We start from the raw sequence: 17,568 nt of genomic DNA, 5'->3' as shown, positions 1-17,568 counted from the left end.
TTCCCGGACGCGACGGCGAAGCGGCACCTGCTGCGGTGCCCGGCACAGCAGGTCTGGCGGCGGTCTGGTGGCTCTAGCTCTCCGGGCCGGCGAACCAGCAGGTGGCGGCCTGCTCGAACGCTTCGCAGTCGAGAGTGGGCCCACCGGTCCAGGCGACGACGCCGTCCGGGCGTATGAGCAGGGCATCGAACCCGAGGTCATTGCGTGCCGGGCCGGCCGCGTAGACGATACGGCCCTGCCACCTTTTGGCCGCGGTCCGCAGGGCGTGGTCGCTGCCGAAGTCGAGCACTACGCCCTGCCCCTCACGCAGGAGTTCGCCGAGACGGAGACCGTCCTCGAAGCGGAAGTCGGGAGCGGTGCTGCCGACGAGCGGGTGCGTGCTGCCCAGGTCGTAGCGATGGAACAGTCCCGATGTCCTTCGGTAGACGTGGGTCGTTCCGTCGGTGGTCCGCATCAGGTCGTGGACCAACTGGCGCAGCGCGGGGGCGTTGGGGCCCGGCTTCATGGTCGCCACCTGGGCGCGTGACCAGTCGAGGATCTCGGCGCCGACGGGGTGGCGCTCACTGTGGTAGGTGTCGAGCAGTGTCTCGGGAGCGCTGCCGTGCACGGTGGCCGCGAGCTTCCAGCCGAGGTTCATGGCATCGCCGAGGCCCAGGTTGAGGCCCTGTCCGCCCAGCGGAGAGTGGATGTGCGCGGCGTCGCCGGCCAGCAGTACGCGTCCCTTGCGGTAGGACGTCACCTGCATCGCACGGTCGGTGAAGGTGGACGCCTGATGAACCTCGGGCAGTGTCACATCGGTGCCGGAGATACGCCGCAGTACCTCTTGGAGGTGCTCGCGGGTCAGCGGCAGGGAACGGTCGAACGTGCCGCCGTCGAAGTCCATCATGCCCAGGTGCCCGTCGAAGGGTGTGCGCAGGTACATGCCGTTGGGCGTCAGGTTGAATCCGAGCGACAACTTCTCTGGGTCGGCGAACGTGACCTTCGCGACGTAGCCGGTGAACAGAGGCTCGGTACCGACGAAGTCGAAGCCGGCCAGCACACGTACGCTGCTGCGGCCGCCGTCGCATCCCACCAACCAGCGCGCCCGGTACTCCTGACCGCCCGCCGTGGCGACGACGCTGTCGTCGTCCTGGGCCACGGCCGTGACGGCGGAACTCCGGACGATCCGGACGCCGAGGGCACCGGCGCGCTCGGCCAGGACCGTGCTGACGGCTTCGAGGCTGGTCATGAAGCCTTCCATCGCCGGACCGGGCAGCCGGAACGGAAGGGCACCGACGTCTATGTCGGCCGCGTTGAGGCCCATGCCCGCAAAGTGACTCACGTCGCGGGGGTCCGGTGTCTCGACCGCGTCGGGGGCGGCGCCGACCTTCGTCACATCTGCGCCTGAAGCGCTGATCACCGCGTCGAGCAGTCCGCGCCGGTACAACGTCTCGGCGGATCCGGTGCTCAGACCGCGCATGCCCAGGGGAAGCGCCTTCCACGGCGAGCTGAGCTTCTCATCGCGCTCCAGGACCAGAACGGAACAGCCCTTCAGGGCGAGCTCGCCGGCCAGGAACAGGCCGACCGGGCCGCCGCCCGCGATCACTACGTCGTGCATGAGAGATTCCCTTCCGATACGAACACACGGGGCGCGCCCGGCCGGTGTCGGCGGGTCAGTGAAGGCGGGGGAGACCGGCGAGGACGATGGCGATCCCGGCGAGGAACTGCTCGCGGTCGTCGTGCTCGCTCATCTGGCCGACGACGGCGTGCATGAACGGGTGGTCGACGGGGTCCAGCTCCCGCCACGCCGTCGCCGTCGCATCGATGAAGTCCTCGCGATCGGGCTCGACGCCGGAGGTGTCTCCCTCGATGCGGGCGTTCTGGCTGATCGCTCCGAGAATGAAATGCACGAGCGTCGAGGTCGCGTCGAACCAAGAGACCTGTGGCACCTCCAGCGCACCCACCTGCCGACCGATCCGCTCGAAGATCTCCACTGTCACAGGGCCGACCGGATTGCGGACGATCTGCAGGGTCAACAGCGTCGCCAGCCACGGGTGTTCGGCGATCGCATCGAACAGAGCCAGCGCGACGGTACGGATCTCCTCCGAGGGCGTGGCCGCGGCTCCGGCCGGTACGGCGGCCAGCGCGGCAATGACGACCGATTCCGTCGCGCTGGCCAGCAACTCGTCGCGGGTTCCCACGCGGTAGTAGATCGCCCCGGACCCGGTGGCCAGACGCTCGGTCAGCGCCCGAGTCGTCAGCGCGCCCTCACCGCCCGCATCGAGCAGCTCCACAGCGGTCTCGATGATCAGCTCTCGGGAAAGCACCTGGTTACGCCGCCCGGGGCGGCCGCTTGCAGTCGGCATGCGTCCACCCTGACATATGTGGAGCGCCGAACCAAATTGGTTCATCGCTCCAAACAGGTTCCGGCGACGTCGCATCCTGCCGCGACGAACCGAGTGCGTACGAGCGGCGTGGCGGAGGCTTTCGGTACTCGGTGGGTGATTGCACCTCGGAACCACCAACAGGCCCCGTCGCCACGAGCCGACCCTCACACGATCACTCGCTCAGGACCCCTGTTCGACCGGGTCAGCTCCGTACCCGACAAGCGGATGGCGTCTTGGTTGACGCCTTGATCGGCGGCATCCGTGGGCTGCGTCCATGGAGGGCAGAGTTGAGACCGTGTCCCGGATCTGAGGGTTGGATGGTGGCGAGGTGCGGTTCGACGAGACCGCCCTCACATGTTCAACGGCGCATCGGAGGTAACAACATCAGCCCTGAGGCTAACGTGTACGAGTGAATCAGCTCTGGGCGTCGTTGATCGGTGTCGTACTTGGCGGCGGCATGTCCTACCTGGCCCAACTCACCACCGCACGCCAGGCCGCCCGCACCGAGGACAAGCGCCAGGCCACGCAACTGGCCGAGGCCCGCCGAACCGAACGGCTCGACGTGATGAGGGAGTTCATCCAGCTCACGCAGCAAGGCGTACGCCTCGCAGAAGAACGCTACGAGGCCTCCGACTGGTCCTCCGGCCGCACACCCGAGTGGCTCGCCGCCGAGCGGGCACTCATCGAACGCCTCTGGATCTGCGAGCGGATGATCCTCGTCCTGATCGGCCCGAAGCTCTACCAACTCGCCTGGGACTACGCGGGCGCCGTGCATCACGTCCTGTGGGAGGACCTCGGTGGGTCCGAGGCCGCGTGGAACCACATACGCGGACCCATGAACACCTTCCTCGACGCGGCCCACGAGAAGCTGGGCTGACCCGGCGCCGGGAAGCCGTCCCGGGCACTCAACCGTCAGCAGCACGAGCTACTCGGTCATTGATCGAACCTTTCGCGGGTTGAGCGATTGACGGCGGGAAACGATTCAGGTGTACCTGTTTGGTGAGTCGATTCTCAAATTGCTTCCTCTGTGACTGATGAGTGTTGCGGGTTGATCGAGAATGGTTCCCCTTGAGGTTTCTTTCATGGTGATTTCTTAGAATTTGACTCGTGAGCCTCCGTGGTGTTTGGCTTTCCTGCTCTTCTTGGTGACGAGTTAGTGAAGTGTGCTTCGACAGCCGGATGGACGCGGCGGTGCTCTTTGTCGAGGGTGCGCGGCTGCCTGGGCATATTTCTGATCCACGCAAGAAACGACGAACAAGTGCATTATGACTCCGTCGACCGTCTCGAAAGGACACGCTAATTTCATGAGCAAGGCTGCAGGCCGGGTGAGGCTTGGCCGGATCAGGCGCACGTATCGCCGCTACCATGCGTGGCGTTCACCGTTCCCGCGATGGGCTCGCCTCTCGTGTGACGTCACGTTCTGGGTCATCGCCGCAGCCATGGCATACGTCGCTGTAGGCGCCATATGCGGGATTGTCCTCATTCTGCTGCCCCTTCTGGGGTTCCTCGGACTCGCAGGAAGCAAGGAGCACGACGACGGTATCGACTGGGACGACCACAGGATGGGTGGCCAACCCAGAAATCCTGGGCCAAAGATCTAGGTGTTCCTATGGACAAACCTCAACCGTTTGACTCATTCGCATGCTGCCGCTGCGACCCGCCGCGACAATACTGAGCCCATGGACGTCGTCAGCACTGACCAGATCCCGGCGCATGAGCGGTTCGCCTTCTGGCGCGAGATGAACACGAAGCTCCATGTGCCCTTCGAGTTACGGTGCGACGCGCAGATGCAGAGCGCGTTTCGGGCGCATGTCGGTTTCAGTGCCTTCGGCCCCGTGCGGGCAAGCCTGGTAACCGTGACCCCCCATTCTGCGCACCGCACCCACCAACTCATCCGTCAGGCAGACCCCGAGGTGTTCGAGCTGGCGTGCACCGTGCGCGGGGCCGCCACCGTGACACACAACGGTCAGCGCGCGGAGCAAGGCGCAGGGGATATGGTCCTGGTCGACACCTCGCGTCCGTATCAGGTCGAGCATGCGCCGTACGCGCGGGGGAGCCAAGTGATGCTGCTGCACTTCCCGCGCTCCCTGTTGTCACTGCCCGACCGGGACCTGCGCCGCCTGAGCGGTATGCGTATCCCCGGAACCCAAGGCATCGGTGCGCTGTCGTCCCAGTTCCTGGTGCAACTCGCCCAGCAACTGCCCGTGCTCAGTCCGTCCCGGACTTCCCGGCTCTCCACCCTCATCCTCGATGTGCTGGCCACGGCACTCGCCGATGCGCTGGACACGCAGTCCACGGTGCCGCCCCATACCCGGCAGCGAGCGCTCATGGCCCAGGTCCATGCTTTTGTCCGGAACAACCTCCACAGGCCGGAGCTCGGCCCGGCCACGATCGCCGCGGCCCACCACATCTCCCTGCGCTACCTGCACAAGCTGTTCCAGCAGGACGGACGCACCGTCGCCGGCTGGATCCGTGAGTGCCGCTTGGAGCGGTGTCGGCGCGACCTTGCCGACCCCCGGCTGGCGGCCCGCCCGATCCACGCGATCGCCAGTCGGTGGGGCTTCACCAACCCCGCGTATTTCAGCCAGGCGTTTCGCAGCGTCTACGGCGTCTCTCCACGCCAGTTTCGCCGGCGCAGTCACGTCCTGCCCCCGGGCTGAGCTTGTGCTTTACGGTCCGAGTCGCTTTGAGAGTGCGTGACGCGACCCGACCAGACCCTGGGTGGGCTCGTGGCTATGGCCAGAGGGACGGGGCGGCGCATGACTGACCTCGGATCGGGGTTCCGCGCTGACGTGAGTTCTCCACCGTGGCGCGTGTACGAGATCGCACGAGCCGCACGGATGGATTCTGGCCGCCGATCCGTCCGCCGCGTCGGCGCGACCCCTCGGTCAGGTGGTGGTTCTCCCTCAGGCGTCTGCAAGGGCGGGCTCCACCGGACGGTCTCCGGCTGGCTGGTGAGTTGCCTGCCGCCCCGCGAGGCGGCAGCCGAGGCAGTCGGGGTGGTCGCTGCGGGCGCTGAGGTCTCTGACTCGCCAGTCCCCCTGAGCGACCGGGCGGGGGCCGCTCGGCTTGCCCCAGCCCGTCAGGTGAAGCATCCAAGTGGCCAGCAGCGCCAGGACGAGCGCTGCCGCACCCGCAAGCAGGAGGAGTCCTGATGCCGCTATCACTCCTAGGCCGCACAGTCCGAAACCCAGTGACGCGGTGCCCATGCCGGTCCAGCCTGCGACTGTGTGGCCCATGTCGTAGTCGTCGTCACCGTGGATGAACATGATCACTCCTTGAGAGCTGTGAGGATGAACCGAAGCAGCCGCCAGCTATATTTTATCTCGCGAGCTAAGTTACTTAGATGGTAAGGGGATATTGTGAGCGATCGCAAGGCGCGCCCGGCCGCGACGGCCGACCAGGCGCTCTACGCCATGGACCGGATGATCGCCACCGCTCAGTTCGGGCAACAGGACATCGCCCGACGGCTCGGTCTCAATGTCACGGACCTCACCTGTCTGGGCTTCCTCATCGAGGCGTCCACGGCAGGCGAGTCGCTGGTCGCCGGCGATCTCGCGGAACGGGCCAGACTGACCACGGGCGCCGTCACGGGAGTACTGAACCGTCTGGAGAAGGCCGGCTACATCCGGCGTACCGCCGACCCGGGCGATCGTCGGCGCGTGTACGTGGTCATGGAGGAGACGGCTCAGGGACGCATCCTTGAGGTGTACGGTCCCTTCTACCAGCGTCTGGCCCTGCTCTTCGGTGACTACGAAGCCGATGAGATCGCCGTGCTGACGGACTGGTTCACCCGCGCCCGGGCCCTGTTCGACGAGGAGTTGAATGAAATCCGGCAGGCCGTGACAGCCTCACCACCGGCAGGTGAATAGCACCTTCGCCGAGGCTGATGGCTATGCCCCACCGGGATCGGAGTGGGGGGCACCGGTGCTGCGACGTCGTCCACATCGTCCGCAGCCTCGCTGTTTCACAGGCGGTCGGCGCTGTCGAGGTGCTCCTTCCACGGGCCCCCTCGTGCCGCGCCTGCCCCGACCACGGCTGGTCAGCACGCACGCGGCGTGGCACGCACCGCGGCAGATGGCCGGCCCACGTCCAGGGAGAAGCGCGGGCCGGGTGAGGAAGACCCCAGTGGGTGAAGAACGACCGTCTGTACGCCGTCGGCCACCTCTGGGCCCCTCCTTGACCACCCCAACCCCGCCCGCGGTCATGGAAGCGGTCTGAACGCGGGAACTCACATGAGCCCGGCAGCCTGTCGAAGCCGCGCTCGATCGTCAGGACGGGTCAATTCCTCCGCCAGCAGCGTTACTACGCTCGCGTTCTCCGCGAACACGGCCCGGCACTGTTCACGCTCGGGATGATCGCTGTCACTGCCGAACCAGTGCACCATAGCTTCGTTGCGTCCGTCGATCGGTTCGGAGAAGCCGGCGATCGAGACCAGGAGATGCAGCAGGTCGGACTGCACAGGAACCTGCGGGTCGCTGGCAAGGCGAAGCAGGAACGGCAGCACTGTCGGCATGGCCAGGTTCATCTCCCTGACGCTGTTGAGAATGGAGTTGGTGAGTACGCGCTCGGCCTCTGGCGCGGCAGCCTGATCGAGAAGACCGTGCAGCAGGACCGGGATCGCCGCCGGGCACTCCGGGAACTCGGACCAGCGGACATCTTCACACCCGTGGAGGGCGGGATGGCCACGGCCCGCTTCAACCGCCCGCGGGTACTCCTGGAGGAACCGAGCTATCGCCGTCTCCTTGGCTGCCAGATCCGTACTGCACACCTTGCCTGTCCCCGTCCTGCCGCAAGACACCTTGAACTCCGTAGTTGGCCGAACTCTTGCGCGACCGGAGATCCACGCGCAAGCCATGACAACGAACCGCAGATGAAGCTCAGGACGACATGTGTCGGACGAGCTCCCTCGACTTCTGCTGCAGTGCGGCTGCCCACTCCTTTGCATGGGGGTCCGAAGCCGTCTTGAGGCAGTGGCTCTCGGCGCGCTCGGCGGCCTGCCAGTTCACCTCGATGTTCGCTTTCTCGGCCAGGGCCAGCACCGTGGCAACGAACCCTTCGGACAGCGTGGCCATGATGGCGTGTCTAGTTCTGCCATGCCAGGCGAGCAGGGCGTCGACGAACACTGCGAATGCGATGGGGTCGATCTGACACTCATCGGATTCCATGGGGCCGATGCCGGACGGCAGACCCACTGCGGCTTGACAGACCATGACTTGGCTCATGAACAGCCGGGACGCCCCGTTGGACGGGTTCCACAGGGTTTGGTCGCCCAAGTCGTAGTACTGGCTCACATCAGCCTTTCACCGCTGGTCACAGGAGGCCGACATTACGGTCGGTCAGCCCTCGATGAGAAGTGAGCCAGAGCCGAGACCCCCGTACAGATCTCACAACGCTGTCCAGGGCCGTGGCGTCCGGCAGCCGCACGACACCGGCCCAATCTCGGGCAGCGCAGGTTCCCTTCGTTCCGCCGGGCGGTGGTGCGAGTAGCGGCAGCACGGTGATCAGCATCATTTTGGGCGTCGTCTTCGTTGCTGTGGTCCTGTTCGTGGTTGTGGCGAAAAACCGCAAACGCCGAAGTCCCGGCAGGGTGGCCCCAAGTCGTCAGGCGTCAGCGTGCCGGCCCACGTGAGCAGCGGCATCCCCGGCGGTTGATCAAGCCGTTGGGGATGCCGCTGTGGGTCAAGCCGTACTGGAATCCGCTACTTCAGGGTCTTGGCTCGGGCCGGGGTGGGTGAGGATCAGCGGCGGTGGTGGCCGCCACCGCCGTGGCCACCACCGTGGCCGCGGCCCCAGGACTCGCGGTCGACCCGGCGGTCGTGGTCGTTGCGCAGGGTGGCGGTGTCGGAGCGGTTGTCCCACACGTACTCGTCGCGGTCCTGGAAGAGGTGCCCGTCGCGGTCGCGGCCCTCGCCGGTGTGGACGCGGACACTCTCGTGGCCGCGCAGGCGGTAGTGGCGGAAGGTGAAGGTGTTGCCGTCCTCGTCGGCCAGTGTCCAGCCCTCCAGGTTGACGGCGCGACGGCCGTCGTTGGTGATCTCGACCCACTCCTTGTTCAGGGAGCGGTTGGAGCCGTTGTCGTAGCCGGGCGAGTCGTACTGCACGGCGCTGATCTCGACGTGCGAGCGGCGGGCCTGCTGGCGGTCGCTGTCCGCCGCGGTGGCGGGCAGGGCGGTGGCGCCGAGGGCTGCGCCGGCGGCGAGGACCGCGGCGGCGATTCGGCGGGTAGAGCGTGACGACACGAAAATCCCCCAATGGTGCGCGTCCCGGCGGCCGGCCCTGACCGGCCACCGAGGGCAGTGTGCGTTCCCGGCGAGTGCCGAGGACCCACAGCTTGGCCACATCCCGCCAGTCACGGCAGGCGTCCTGCTCGGTGTTGCCGTATGCGGACATTTCAGTGACTGTCGGATGTAACTCTCAACCAACTTACAGACCGCTGGAGGCAGTTGGGTGCCCACCGCACCCACAGCCGAAGATCAGCGTGAAAGCGGTTTCCAGCTCCGCGTGCGCCCCCGGCCCACGCTCTCCGAGCCCTTGCCCGGCGGCTCCGATTTTCCGTAACGGGTCAGGTGTCCGTGGTGTCGCTTGGCTGTTCCCTCGCACGCGGAAGCGTTCGATTCCTTTGCGGGGCATGAGCGCGAGGCGGCTGTCCGGCAGTCCGTCGGCCTGCCCGCGTACGGGTGCTGGTGGAGCGAACGGCAGACGCTCGGTCCTGCCGAGCGGGGAGCGCGGGGACAGGTCATCGTTGCCCTACCGATGGATCGGACACCGGCTCTCTTGCTACCGCCGCTTCTTGCGCTTTCGCCAGAAGGCAAGGAACCACCAGGCCGCGAACCTCCCGCGTGGCGCACTCTGTACCCGCTCACCCGGAGGGAGGGGCACCCCCGCCGGTGGCGGTGCGGACACCGCCAGTGGGAGACCCCCACCGACGCCCTGGCCGACACCGACGACATCAAGGGGTGCCGGCGCCGTGATACCCGAACATCGCCGCGAGGAAGGCCGAGTCCGTGTGAAGGCCCGGGACTGAGCCTCGCCGGCTGATGCAATCGACCGAAACGTCAGTTCAAGGTCTGCGTCAGTTCGCTCCGGCTCCGTGTGTGAACGATACGGCCGTACGCTCCGTTGACGATCGGCATGTAGGGCGGGACGTGGCCGCACTCGATGTCGGCGATGATCGGCACATTGAGCGAACCGAGGGCGTCGAGGACGGCCTCGTGCTGACTGAGGGAACGGTTGTCGGGTGCGTTGGTCCGGCCGACGAGAACGGCGTTCGCCCGGTCGAAGAACCCGGCGAGCCTCATGCCGTGCAGGTTCCGGCAGATGGTGAAGGCATTGTCGTCGGCTGCTTCCACATACACGAGGAGCCCATCCGGGGACTCGTGGCGAGCGAAGGCCGAGGCGTCGAGGTAGGCCGTCCCCGCGAGATTGCACAGGGTGTCGATGCAGCCGCCGATCAGTCTTCCCTCGGCCTCCATGTCACCGCCGCCGTCGAGCCGGGTCCAGGAGCCCGCGGAGTCGAGCGTGTACTCGCGAATGTCGGGGCAGGCGGCGAAGTCGTCGAAGCCGGTGGTCCGGTGGCGACCGGGCGGGGTCTGGGTGAACGGGTGCCCCTGGGGCGCCGCGACGATGTCGAGCCACGATCGCAGTCCTTCGGGCACTCGGTAGGGCGTGTCCATGAGGTTGTTGCCATGGACGGTCGCCGTCCCGGTCAGCAGAGTCATCGGCGTGATCAGAGTCGACATGTCGGAGAAACCGACAAGCCAGGTTGGCTCCGCCTCCCGCAGCCTGTCCCAGTCGAGCAGCGGTAGCAGGTCAATCGCTGTCTCTCCGCCCCACGGCGGCACGATGGCCCTGACAGCGGGGTCGATCAGCATCGACATCAGCTCGCTCGCGCGGTCAGCGGCCGAAGCGCTGACGTGCCCGGAGCCGTCCATGCACCGGCCGATGGCGACCTCGTACCCACGGTCCTGAACGTCACGAACGGCGACATTGAGGCGCTCGCGCAGTTCCTTCGCGACTCCGCTCGACGGAGAGGTGACACCAACGCGGTCACCGGGGCGCAGGGGGGACGGGTATCGAACAGCCATGCGCCGGATTTTGACATAGCGCCGTGTCCTGAGGACAGCGAGTTCTATGCGCTCCGAACAGTCCGGATGCCGGTGCCTGTTCACCTGGTTCAAGAACGCCTTGTGAGTGAATCCTGGCCCTGGTGCACCTCTTGTGCGCACGTACGCAACACGATTGTCGATCCACTCCTGATGGCGGCCGAGACAGCTCGTTGCCCGCTCGCCCACCCGGAGGTGCCGGTCGAGGAGCGGCCAGGTCCCGCTCAAGGCTGTGCCGGTTGGTTGCGCCGAGCTGAGTGTTCTTGCGTGAGCGACTCAGCCGCGTAGGCCGGCCAGCGCCGTGCGGCAGGCGTCTGCCGCCTGCTGGGTGGCCTCCGCGCACAGGCGGCAGTGCTCATGGTGTGCCGCGTGCAGGCCGCACGCGTCGTGACTGAGCTGACAGGCGATCATGCACGCCTCCAACTGCGCCGCGAGCAGACCGGCGTCAGTGCCCGTCGCCCCGGTCAGCACCCGTCGCGTGGCCAGCACCACGTCGCCGCAGTCCAGGTCGAGAGTGATGGCTGAGGCCATCGACGGGTTGCTGTGCTCTGCCGTCATTCCCGCCGCGCAGGCGGTGACCGCCTCCTCGCAGACGGAGAGGACGTCGATGGTGAAGGCGAGGGTCTCACCGCTCAGGGGCGCTTTCGCGGACAGGCTGTCCAGCAGTTCACGGGTCTGGAGCATGACATCTCCGAAAGGCGTGCGTATGCGGGAAGGCGTGCGTAGGCGGGCCGGGACCCCGTGGGCCGCCGCAGCGAACGTGAGAACCGCTGAGCCGGTCGCTCCGGGCCTCCATGTCGGGACGTTAGCGCGGAACGTGGCCAAGGGCGCCCGATGGGACGGCACGGTTTCCCACTCGGCGGAAGCGGCAGGGGGAGGCACACGTCAGCCCCTCGCGGTACCAGAAAGGCAGAGCACCGGGGACTGATGGCGGTGCGCTTCGTGGCGTACGGCGGTTCAGCCGTCAGTCTGATCAAAACTCGGCGCGCAGGGCGAGAAGGGCGCCCGGTGCGCCGTGTGGTGAGCACCCGGGCGCCCTCCCGGCGCCCGGTGTGGCGTGGATCACGGAGCGTGTCTTGAGTGGCGTACCGGGGTCGTTTCCGTACCCTCTCGTGACGCGTGATTCCCGGACTGCGAGGATGAGGCGGCCATGACTGCTGGGTGGTGTTCTCGCGCGCTTAGGGCCGCCGTGTTCGCGGCCGTCTGCGTGCTGCTCGCCTCCCTGGGGCACGTCATGATGTCGGGCACCGCGGTTCCCTGGTGGGCCATGGCCGCGGGAGCGCTGGTGACCGGCGGCGCGGCGTGGGGGCTGGCGAGCCGGGAGCGAGGACCGGTGCTGGTCGGCTCCGTAGTGGTCGCGGCCCAGGCCGTACTGCACTCGTCGTTCTCGCTCACCCAGGCGCTCGCGCAACCGGAAACATCGGGCAGCGGTTCGCTCGTCCAGCGATGGGTGGACCTGCTGCTGTGCGGTTCGCCCTCGGCGCCGGGCTCGGAACACGCCACCATGTCGACGTCCATGGGCTCCATGGATCACGGGATGGACGCCATGCACTCCATGGGGTCGACGGGCCACATGGGGGCCATGGATTCCCTGCACCACGACATGGGCGGCTTCTCCACGACCGGCATGCTCGCCGCCCACTTGGTGGCCGCACTGCTGTGTGGCCTGTGGCTCGCGCACGGGGAGCGGGCTGCCTTCCGCATCCTGCGGGCTCTCGCCGGATGGGCCGTGGTGCCGCTGCGGTTGATCCTGCGGCTGCCCGCGCCACCGCACCGGCCGCGCCCGCGGGTTCGGCGGGGTCACACGGTCCGCGTGCTGCGGCAACTCCTTCTCACTCATACGCTCACTTCTCGGGGACCGCCCGAAGGGACCGCTGTCGCCTGACGACAGCCTGTTTCCCGACGCTGCGATGGTGGAGCCATCGGCTCCCTCGCCTCGGGCAGCGGCCGCGTGTCTCCGGACGCCGCCGTCCCTTCCTCACCGGTTTCGCCGTGCCGCCCCGTCATTGAGCGCGGGCAGGCACGGACGCCGGTCCTCCTGGATTCCCGAGAAGGAGCAACACCAGGTGATCACTTCCGTTCTGCCTGCCGTGCGCGACGAGTCGAGAGACGACTTGATCACGGGCTGGGCACTCGCCGCCCGCGGTGGCGACTCCGACGCCTTCGACCTCTTCGTCCGTGCTCTGCACCCGGACGTCCGCCGTCATGTGCGATTCCTCGGCGCCGACCATCAGGGTGCCGAGGACCTGACCCAGGACACCTTCGTCCTCACCAAGGGGCCGGGGTCGCGGTACATGAGGCAGCGGGCATCAGCGACCGCGCCGCCGGAACCGTGCGGTCACGCGTCGCCCGCGCCCTGAGCTCACTGAGCGAGGCGCTGGACAGCGCAGAGCGCCGCGTACCGACGGCTGCCGCGGCCTGACGGGCCGTGGGCCGCTGCCGTCAGGGGTGTTCCCGGACGGCAGCGGCCCGGCAGGGTTGCTGAAGACCGGAGGTCTCGTGCCGTATCCCGTGTCACGCGGCCTCCCACTCATGAACTCCTCGAAGCGCGGCTTCGGGAAAACAAGGAAGCAGGAGCACTGAAGATGGCTGAGAAGACCTACACCGTCAAAGGTATGAGCTGCGGCCACTGCGCGGCGAGCATCACCGAAGAGGTGGAGGAAGTGCCCGGTGTCACCGACATCGACATCGACGTCCCGGCCGGCCTGGTGACCGTACGAGGAGAATCGATGGACGACGACGCCGTACGTGCGGCGATCGTCGAGGCGGGCTACGAGGTGACACGAACCGTACAAGGTGCCGCAGCCTGAACGCCGCCCCCGGATGACCGACAAGACGGCCGCCGTGAGCCACAGCGAGCGGCGGCGGACGCAGCACCCCACCCATCACAACGCCCCACGCCCACGCCATCGAAACCTCATGCCGTCAAAACCAGGGAGCCTTCCGTGTATCGCCTGATCCCGGCACGTCGACTGCGCCACGCCTGCGCTCTTTCAGCCGCCGCATTGGCGATCGCTGTCGCCACCGCAGGGCCCGCGTGGGCCCACGCGGAGGTCGAAGCGGAGGGCGCTAGGGCGCTCGACCAGAACGTGGCACTGACGTTCTCCGCTGAATCGGAGTCCGGCTCGGCCGGCATCACGAAACTGGAGGTGGTCCTTCCCAAAGGGATCGCCACGAGTGACATCACCTACGAAGAGGGCCCCAAAGGCTGGAAGTTCGCCCCAGCGGACCAGGGCTACACCGTCTCAGGACCGAAGCTGCCCGTGGGTGAGGACGTCGAGTACGTCGTCACCGTACGGCAGTTGCCCGATGCCACCTCGCTGGTCTTCAAGACCCTGCAGACCTACAGCGACGGCAAGGTCGACCGATGGATCGAACTGGAGGACACCGGCGGCGACGACCACGGGCACGGACATCCCGCTCCGCGCCTGGCGCTGAAGGCCGCGGCCCCGGGCGCGAAGCTCGTGAGCCCCAGCCCTTCGGCCGAGCCCACGACCGAAGCTTCCTCGTCCGCGAAGCCGAGCACAGAAGCGTCGACGCCGTCGGCCGATCCCGCGGCGGACACCACGGAGGAGGACGACGGTATGTCCCTCGCCGTGCCCGTCGGAATCGCAGTGGTGCTGCTCCTGCTCGGCGGCGGAGTCTGGTGGGCGCGGAAACGCCGTACCGGCTCGGCCTGAGCCGCAGCGGTCGAACTCCCTATCCCAGGACACGTCATCACTCTTGAGCGCGCCGGGCTTCTTCGGCCCGGCGCGCTCAACTGTGCCGTCATGCTGGGCCTTCCGGCGCCTCGACCGCCCCGGCCGGTACTGGACGAGAGGGGCACTCGCGCTCGATGTGACCCACGTCATGACCATGGGCCGGAACTCGGTGCCGTGCGCGGCCGACTCCTGAAGCGGTACGGCTGCAAGTGCCGTGTCCTCCAGGACGGTTCGACGCGACCAGGAAGGCCGAGCATGGCCGAGTCCCGACAAACTTCCCCTCTCCCGGACGGGCTTGCCCGCAGGCTGCTGCCGCCGCCCGCGCTCTGCGGATTCCTGCTGCTGCTCGCTCTGGTGTTCTCCATGTCCTACGCCGTCGGGTCAGTCTCCGGGCCGGTGGCGCCCGGCATGCACGGCACCGGGAACGCCGGGACGGACGGCGGGGGAGAGGACGACGGCGGCGACAGCACGCAGGACATGCCCGGGATGCACGGGAGCGGTGAGTGATGGCGGCCGAACCGGCGATGAGCCTGGTGGTCACGGACATCACGGTCGGCGGGATGACCTGCGCGGCCTGTGTCCGCCGGGTGGAGAAGAAGCTCGCCAAACTGGACGGCGTCACGGCGACGGTGAACCTGGCCACGGGACTTGCCCGGGTCAGTCATCCGGCGGAGGTCGCACCCCAGGACCTGGTCACGGCTGTCGAGCAGGCCGGCTATCAGGCGGCCCTGCCCGCGCCGCCCGTACGCGAGGACGAGCAGAGGGCGACCGACGGCACAAACGAAACTCGAACCGCTGCCGGAAAGGAGCTCGAACGGCTCCTTGTGACCGTGCTGCTCTCGGTGCCGGTCCTGGTCCTGTCGATGGTGCCGGCGCTGCAGTTCCGCAACTGGCAGTGGCTGTGCTTCGCGCTGACCGTCCCGGTGGCGGTGTGGAGCGCCTGGCCCTTCCACGAGCGGGCGGTACGGAACCTGCGTCATTCCACGGCCACCATGGACACGCTCGTCTCCCTGGGCGTGGTCGCGTCCTTCCTCTGGTCGGCCTACGCGCTGTTCCTCGGGGGCGCGGGCGATCCCGGGATGCGGATGCCGTTCAGCCTCCTGCCGTCCGCGTCGGACGGAACGGCGCACATCTACCTCGAAGCGGCGGTGAGCGTACCGCTGTTCGTGCTCACGGGCCGGTTCCTGGAAGCGCGCGCACGACGCGGTACCGGCGCGGCGCTGAGGTCGCTGGCTGAACTGGCCGCCAGGGAGGTGTCGGTCCGCGACGAGCACGGGGAGCGTTCCATCCCCATCGAAAAGCTGCGTGTGGGAGAGATCTTCGTGGTGCGGCCGGGTGAGCGGGTCGCCACCGACGGGCGGGTGACGGAGGGCAGTTCCGCCGTGGACCTGTCCCTGGTCACCGGGGAGAGCGACCCCGTGGAGGTGAGCCCCGGTTCCGCGCTGGTCGGCGGTGCCGTCAACGCCGGCGGGCTGCTGCTGGTGCGCGCCACCGCTGTCGGCGCCGACACCCAACTGGCCCGTATCACCCGGCTGGTCACCGACGCGCAGGCAGGAAAGGCGCGGGCACAGCGGCTGGCCGACGCGGTGGCCGGCGTGTTCGTGCCCGTCGTCCTGACCATCGCGGTGACCGTCCTCGGGTTCTGGCTCGGCGCCGGAGCCGATCCGCAGTCCGCGCTCACCGCCTGTGTCGCCGTCCTGGTCGTGGCCTGTCCGTGCGCCCTGGGGCTGGCCACCCCGACCGCGCTGATGGCCGCGACCGGACGCGGTGCCCAGCTCGGAGTGCTGGTCAGCGGTCCGCAGACGCTGGAGGCGCTGCAGCACGTGGACACGGTCGTCCTGGACAAGACCGGCACGCTGACCACCGGTCACATGAGCGTGGCGCGGATGACCACCCTGTCGGAAACGCTCGGGCAGGAGGAGGTACTGCGGCTGGTGGGAGCGGTGGAGCAGGGCTCGGAACATCCGCTCGGACGGGCCATCACCGCGTACGCACGCCGAACGCTGCCCAAGGAACCGCTGCCCCCCGTGCGGGACTTCACCGCCACTCCGGGGAGCGGAGTCAGCGGGAACGTGGACGGACGCACGGTCGAAGCGATCTCGCCGGAGGGGCAGCTGCCGCGCGTACTGGCGGACGCCCTGGATGCCGCGGAAAGCGCCGCGCACACGCCCGTCCTGGTGCGGGTGCACGGCCGGGCCGAGGCGCTGATCGCCGTCGGAGACCTCGTACGGCCGGGCAGCTACCGGGCCGTGGACCGGCTGCGCCGGCTCGGTATCCGCCCCGTGCTCGCCACCGGTGACCGACGGGCCCCCGCCCAGGCGGTGGCCGATGCTCTCGGCATCGAGGAGGTGCGCGCCCGCTGCTCACCCGAGGACAAAGCTGACCTCGTAAGCCAGTTGCGGGAGGACGGTCACCGGGTCGCGGTCGTCGGCGACGGCGTGAACGACGCCGCCGCGCTCGCCGGTGCCGACCTGGGGATCGCCATGGGCAGCGGCACGGACGTGGCCATCGGAGCCGCCGACCTGACCCTGGTCCGCGGGGACATCGAGGCACTCGCCGACGCCGCCCTGCTGGCCCGGCGAACCCTCAGGACGATCCGCGTCAACCTGATATGGGCCTTCGGCTACAACGCCGTGACCGTGCCCCTCGCCATGGTCGGCCTGCTCAACCCCATGGTCGCCGCCGCCGCGATGTCCGCCAGCTCCGTGCTCGTGGTCTGCAACAGTCTGCGGCTGCGCGCCTGGCAGCCTTCCTCCGCACGAGGACGCGTACCGCGGTCCGGGAAAGCCGGTGCTCGATGAGACAGTCCCTGGCCCGTACGAGGTCCCGGCTCGGCGACCGGGGGCGGCTGCGGGACACCGCACTGACCGTGCTCGTGCCCCTCGCGGCGTGCAGTGTGGCCCTTGCCGGCCTGACCACCTGGACCGGAACCGGAAGAGCCGGCACCCCGGCGCGTATACAGGTCACGGACGGACGCGTCCTGCTGCCTTCCGCGGGGGTGCCGGAGACGGCGGCGTTCTTCCGCCTCGCCAACGAGGGCGGCTCGGCCGACCGCCTGACGAGGATCACCTCGCCCAAGGCCCCCGGCGGCATCACGCTCACCCGGCACCGGATGAACGACAACAACGGTGCCTCCCGGTCCACGATCGACTCCCTCACCGTTCCGGCGGGAGGCAGCCTCGCCATGACACCGAACGGAGTGGACCTCACCGTCTCCACAGTCTCGGGAAAGTGGCGTGCGGGCGACGTCGTCAACTTCACCTTCGAGTTCCGGTACGCCGACCCGGTCACGGTGCTCGCCGTCGTCCAGTCCGCTGGAAACATCTCGTTCCAGTAGCCGCGCCGGGCCGACATTCGTCAACTCGCTTTGTTCATAGGCAAGTTGATGCCACATGG

At 68.0% G+C, this 17,568-nt stretch carries 18 protein-coding genes; 10 read left to right on the top strand and 8 right to left on the bottom strand.

The annotated features are described in order from the left end of the window. Positions 1–73: 73 nt before the first annotated feature. Positions 74–1,597: an FAD-dependent monooxygenase gene (locus OHS59_RS01860; protein WP_328491609.1), complete on the bottom strand. Its 1,524-nt coding sequence runs from the start codon at positions 1,595–1,597 to the stop codon at positions 74–76. Between the two features lie 55 nt (positions 1,598–1,652). Continuing rightward, a complete protein-coding gene (locus tag OHS59_RS01855; protein ID WP_328491608.1) occupies positions 1,653–2,345 on the bottom strand; it encodes a TetR/AcrR family transcriptional regulator in 693 nt (230 codons plus the stop codon). 430 nt (positions 2,346–2,775) lie between these two features. On the opposite strand from OHS59_RS01855, the gene OHS59_RS01850 reads away from it, so the two are divergent. Both OHS59_RS01850 and OHS59_RS01845 read left to right on the top strand, forming a co-directional pair. Further along, positions 2,776–3,243 (top strand): hypothetical protein, encoded by a 468-nt coding sequence (locus OHS59_RS01850; protein ID WP_328491607.1) that lies wholly within the window; start codon positions 2,776–2,778, stop codon positions 3,241–3,243. Positions 3,244–4,045: 802 nt separating this feature from the next. Next, positions 4,046–5,026, top strand: coding sequence for a helix-turn-helix domain-containing protein (locus OHS59_RS01845; protein WP_328491606.1), 981 nt, complete (start codon positions 4,046–4,048; stop codon positions 5,024–5,026). 246 nt (positions 5,027–5,272) lie between these two features. Here the strand turns inward: OHS59_RS01845 and OHS59_RS01840 are convergent, their stop codons facing one another. Then, a complete protein-coding gene (locus OHS59_RS01840; RefSeq protein WP_328491605.1) occupies positions 5,273–5,635 on the bottom strand; it encodes an HGxxPAAW family protein in 363 nt (120 codons plus the stop codon). Between the two features lie 147 nt (positions 5,636–5,782). On the opposite strand from OHS59_RS01840, the gene OHS59_RS01835 reads away from it, so the two are divergent. After that, complete coding sequence (locus OHS59_RS01835; RefSeq protein WP_328499010.1) at positions 5,783–6,238, top strand: MarR family transcriptional regulator; 456 nt, start codon at positions 5,783–5,785, stop codon at positions 6,236–6,238. Positions 6,239–6,597: 359 nt separating this feature from the next. On the opposite strand, the gene OHS59_RS01830 is transcribed toward OHS59_RS01835, so the two are convergent. The 5 genes from OHS59_RS01830 to OHS59_RS01810 all read right to left on the bottom strand — a co-directional run bounded on the left by OHS59_RS01830 (position 6,598) and on the right by OHS59_RS01810 (position 11,155). Next, positions 6,598–7,137: a hypothetical protein gene (locus OHS59_RS01830; RefSeq protein ID WP_328491604.1), complete on the bottom strand. Its 540-nt coding sequence runs from the start codon at positions 7,135–7,137 to the stop codon at positions 6,598–6,600. 109 nt (positions 7,138–7,246) lie between these two features. Further along, on the bottom strand, positions 7,247–7,660 hold the full coding sequence (locus OHS59_RS01825) for a DUF6086 family protein (protein WP_328491603.1): 414 nt from the start codon (positions 7,658–7,660) through the stop codon (positions 7,247–7,249). Positions 7,661–8,107: 447 nt separating this feature from the next. After that, positions 8,108–8,608, bottom strand: a complete 501-nt coding sequence (locus OHS59_RS01820) for a lamin tail domain-containing protein (RefSeq protein ID WP_443061368.1) — start codon at positions 8,606–8,608, stop codon at positions 8,108–8,110. Between the two features lie 816 nt (positions 8,609–9,424). Then, on the bottom strand, positions 9,425–10,453 hold the full coding sequence (locus tag OHS59_RS01815; protein ID WP_328491602.1) for a S66 family peptidase: 1,029 nt from the start codon (positions 10,451–10,453) through the stop codon (positions 9,425–9,427). Between the two features lie 294 nt (positions 10,454–10,747). Further along, complete coding sequence (locus OHS59_RS01810) at positions 10,748–11,155, bottom strand: hypothetical protein (protein WP_328491601.1); 408 nt, start codon at positions 11,153–11,155, stop codon at positions 10,748–10,750. A 466-nt stretch (positions 11,156–11,621) separates the two neighbouring features. On the opposite strand from OHS59_RS01810, the gene OHS59_RS01805 reads away from it, so the two are divergent. The 7 genes from OHS59_RS01805 to OHS59_RS01775 all read left to right on the top strand — a co-directional run bounded on the left by OHS59_RS01805 (position 11,622) and on the right by OHS59_RS01775 (position 17,509). Continuing rightward, positions 11,622–12,356: a hypothetical protein gene (locus tag OHS59_RS01805; protein ID WP_328491600.1), complete on the top strand. Its 735-nt coding sequence runs from the start codon at positions 11,622–11,624 to the stop codon at positions 12,354–12,356. Positions 12,357–12,537: 181 nt separating this feature from the next. Continuing rightward, positions 12,538–12,831, top strand: a complete 294-nt coding sequence (locus tag OHS59_RS01800) for an RNA polymerase sigma factor (protein WP_328491599.1) — start codon at positions 12,538–12,540, stop codon at positions 12,829–12,831. Positions 12,832–13,056: 225 nt separating this feature from the next. Continuing rightward, positions 13,057–13,281, top strand: a complete 225-nt coding sequence (locus OHS59_RS01795) for a heavy-metal-associated domain-containing protein (protein WP_328491598.1) — start codon at positions 13,057–13,059, stop codon at positions 13,279–13,281. A 135-nt stretch (positions 13,282–13,416) separates the two neighbouring features. Then, a complete protein-coding gene (locus tag OHS59_RS01790) occupies positions 13,417–14,151 on the top strand; it encodes a DUF1775 domain-containing protein (RefSeq protein ID WP_443061367.1) in 735 nt (244 codons plus the stop codon). Positions 14,152–14,427: 276 nt separating this feature from the next. Continuing rightward, positions 14,428–14,679: a hypothetical protein gene (locus OHS59_RS01785; RefSeq protein ID WP_328491597.1), complete on the top strand. Its 252-nt coding sequence runs from the start codon at positions 14,428–14,430 to the stop codon at positions 14,677–14,679. Further along, complete coding sequence (locus tag OHS59_RS01780; RefSeq protein ID WP_328491596.1) at positions 14,679–16,973, top strand: heavy metal translocating P-type ATPase; 2,295 nt, start codon at positions 14,679–14,681, stop codon at positions 16,971–16,973. The genes OHS59_RS01785 and OHS59_RS01780 overlap by 1 nt, the downstream gene beginning before the upstream one ends. Beyond that, entirely contained in the window at positions 16,970–17,509 is a 540-nt protein-coding gene (locus OHS59_RS01775; protein ID WP_328491595.1) for a copper chaperone PCu(A)C, read from the top strand. The genes OHS59_RS01780 and OHS59_RS01775 overlap by 4 nt, the downstream gene beginning before the upstream one ends. Positions 17,510–17,568 lie beyond the last annotated feature (59 nt).

This window comes from Streptomyces sp. NBC_00414 (genome assembly GCF_036038375.1).
GTDB lineage: Bacteria > Actinomycetota > Actinomycetes > Streptomycetales > Streptomycetaceae > Streptomyces.
This window is presented reverse-complemented; position numbering and strand designations above follow the sequence as displayed.

Excerpts from the sequence above, each read along its gene's own strand:
- OHS59_RS01860 (WP_328491609.1), bottom strand. The coding sequence starts at position 1,597 with ATGCACGACGTAGTGATCGCGGGCGGCGGCCCGGTCGGCCTGTTCCTG.
- OHS59_RS01855 (WP_328491608.1), bottom strand. The coding sequence starts at position 2,345 with ATGCCGACTGCAAGCGGCCGCCCCGGGCGGCGTAACCAGGTGCTTTCC.
- OHS59_RS01845 (WP_328491606.1), top strand. The coding sequence starts at position 4,046 with ATGGACGTCGTCAGCACTGACCAGATCCCGGCGCATGAGCGGTTCGCC.
- OHS59_RS01840 (WP_328491605.1), bottom strand. The coding sequence starts at position 5,635 with ATGTTCATCCACGGTGACGACGACTACGACATGGGCCACACAGTCGCA.
- OHS59_RS01835 (WP_328499010.1), top strand. The coding sequence starts at position 5,783 with ATGGACCGGATGATCGCCACCGCTCAGTTCGGGCAACAGGACATCGCC.
- OHS59_RS01815 (WP_328491602.1), bottom strand. The coding sequence starts at position 10,453 with ATGGCTGTTCGATACCCGTCCCCCCTGCGCCCCGGTGACCGCGTTGGT.
- OHS59_RS01810 (WP_328491601.1), bottom strand. The coding sequence starts at position 11,155 with ATGCTCCAGACCCGTGAACTGCTGGACAGCCTGTCCGCGAAAGCGCCC.
- OHS59_RS01805 (WP_328491600.1), top strand. The coding sequence starts at position 11,622 with ATGACTGCTGGGTGGTGTTCTCGCGCGCTTAGGGCCGCCGTGTTCGCG.
- OHS59_RS01795 (WP_328491598.1), top strand. The coding sequence starts at position 13,057 with ATGGCTGAGAAGACCTACACCGTCAAAGGTATGAGCTGCGGCCACTGC.
- OHS59_RS01785 (WP_328491597.1), top strand. The coding sequence starts at position 14,428 with ATGGCCGAGTCCCGACAAACTTCCCCTCTCCCGGACGGGCTTGCCCGC.
- OHS59_RS01780 (WP_328491596.1), top strand. The coding sequence starts at position 14,679 with ATGGCGGCCGAACCGGCGATGAGCCTGGTGGTCACGGACATCACGGTC.
- OHS59_RS01775 (WP_328491595.1), top strand. The coding sequence starts at position 16,970 with ATGAGACAGTCCCTGGCCCGTACGAGGTCCCGGCTCGGCGACCGGGGG.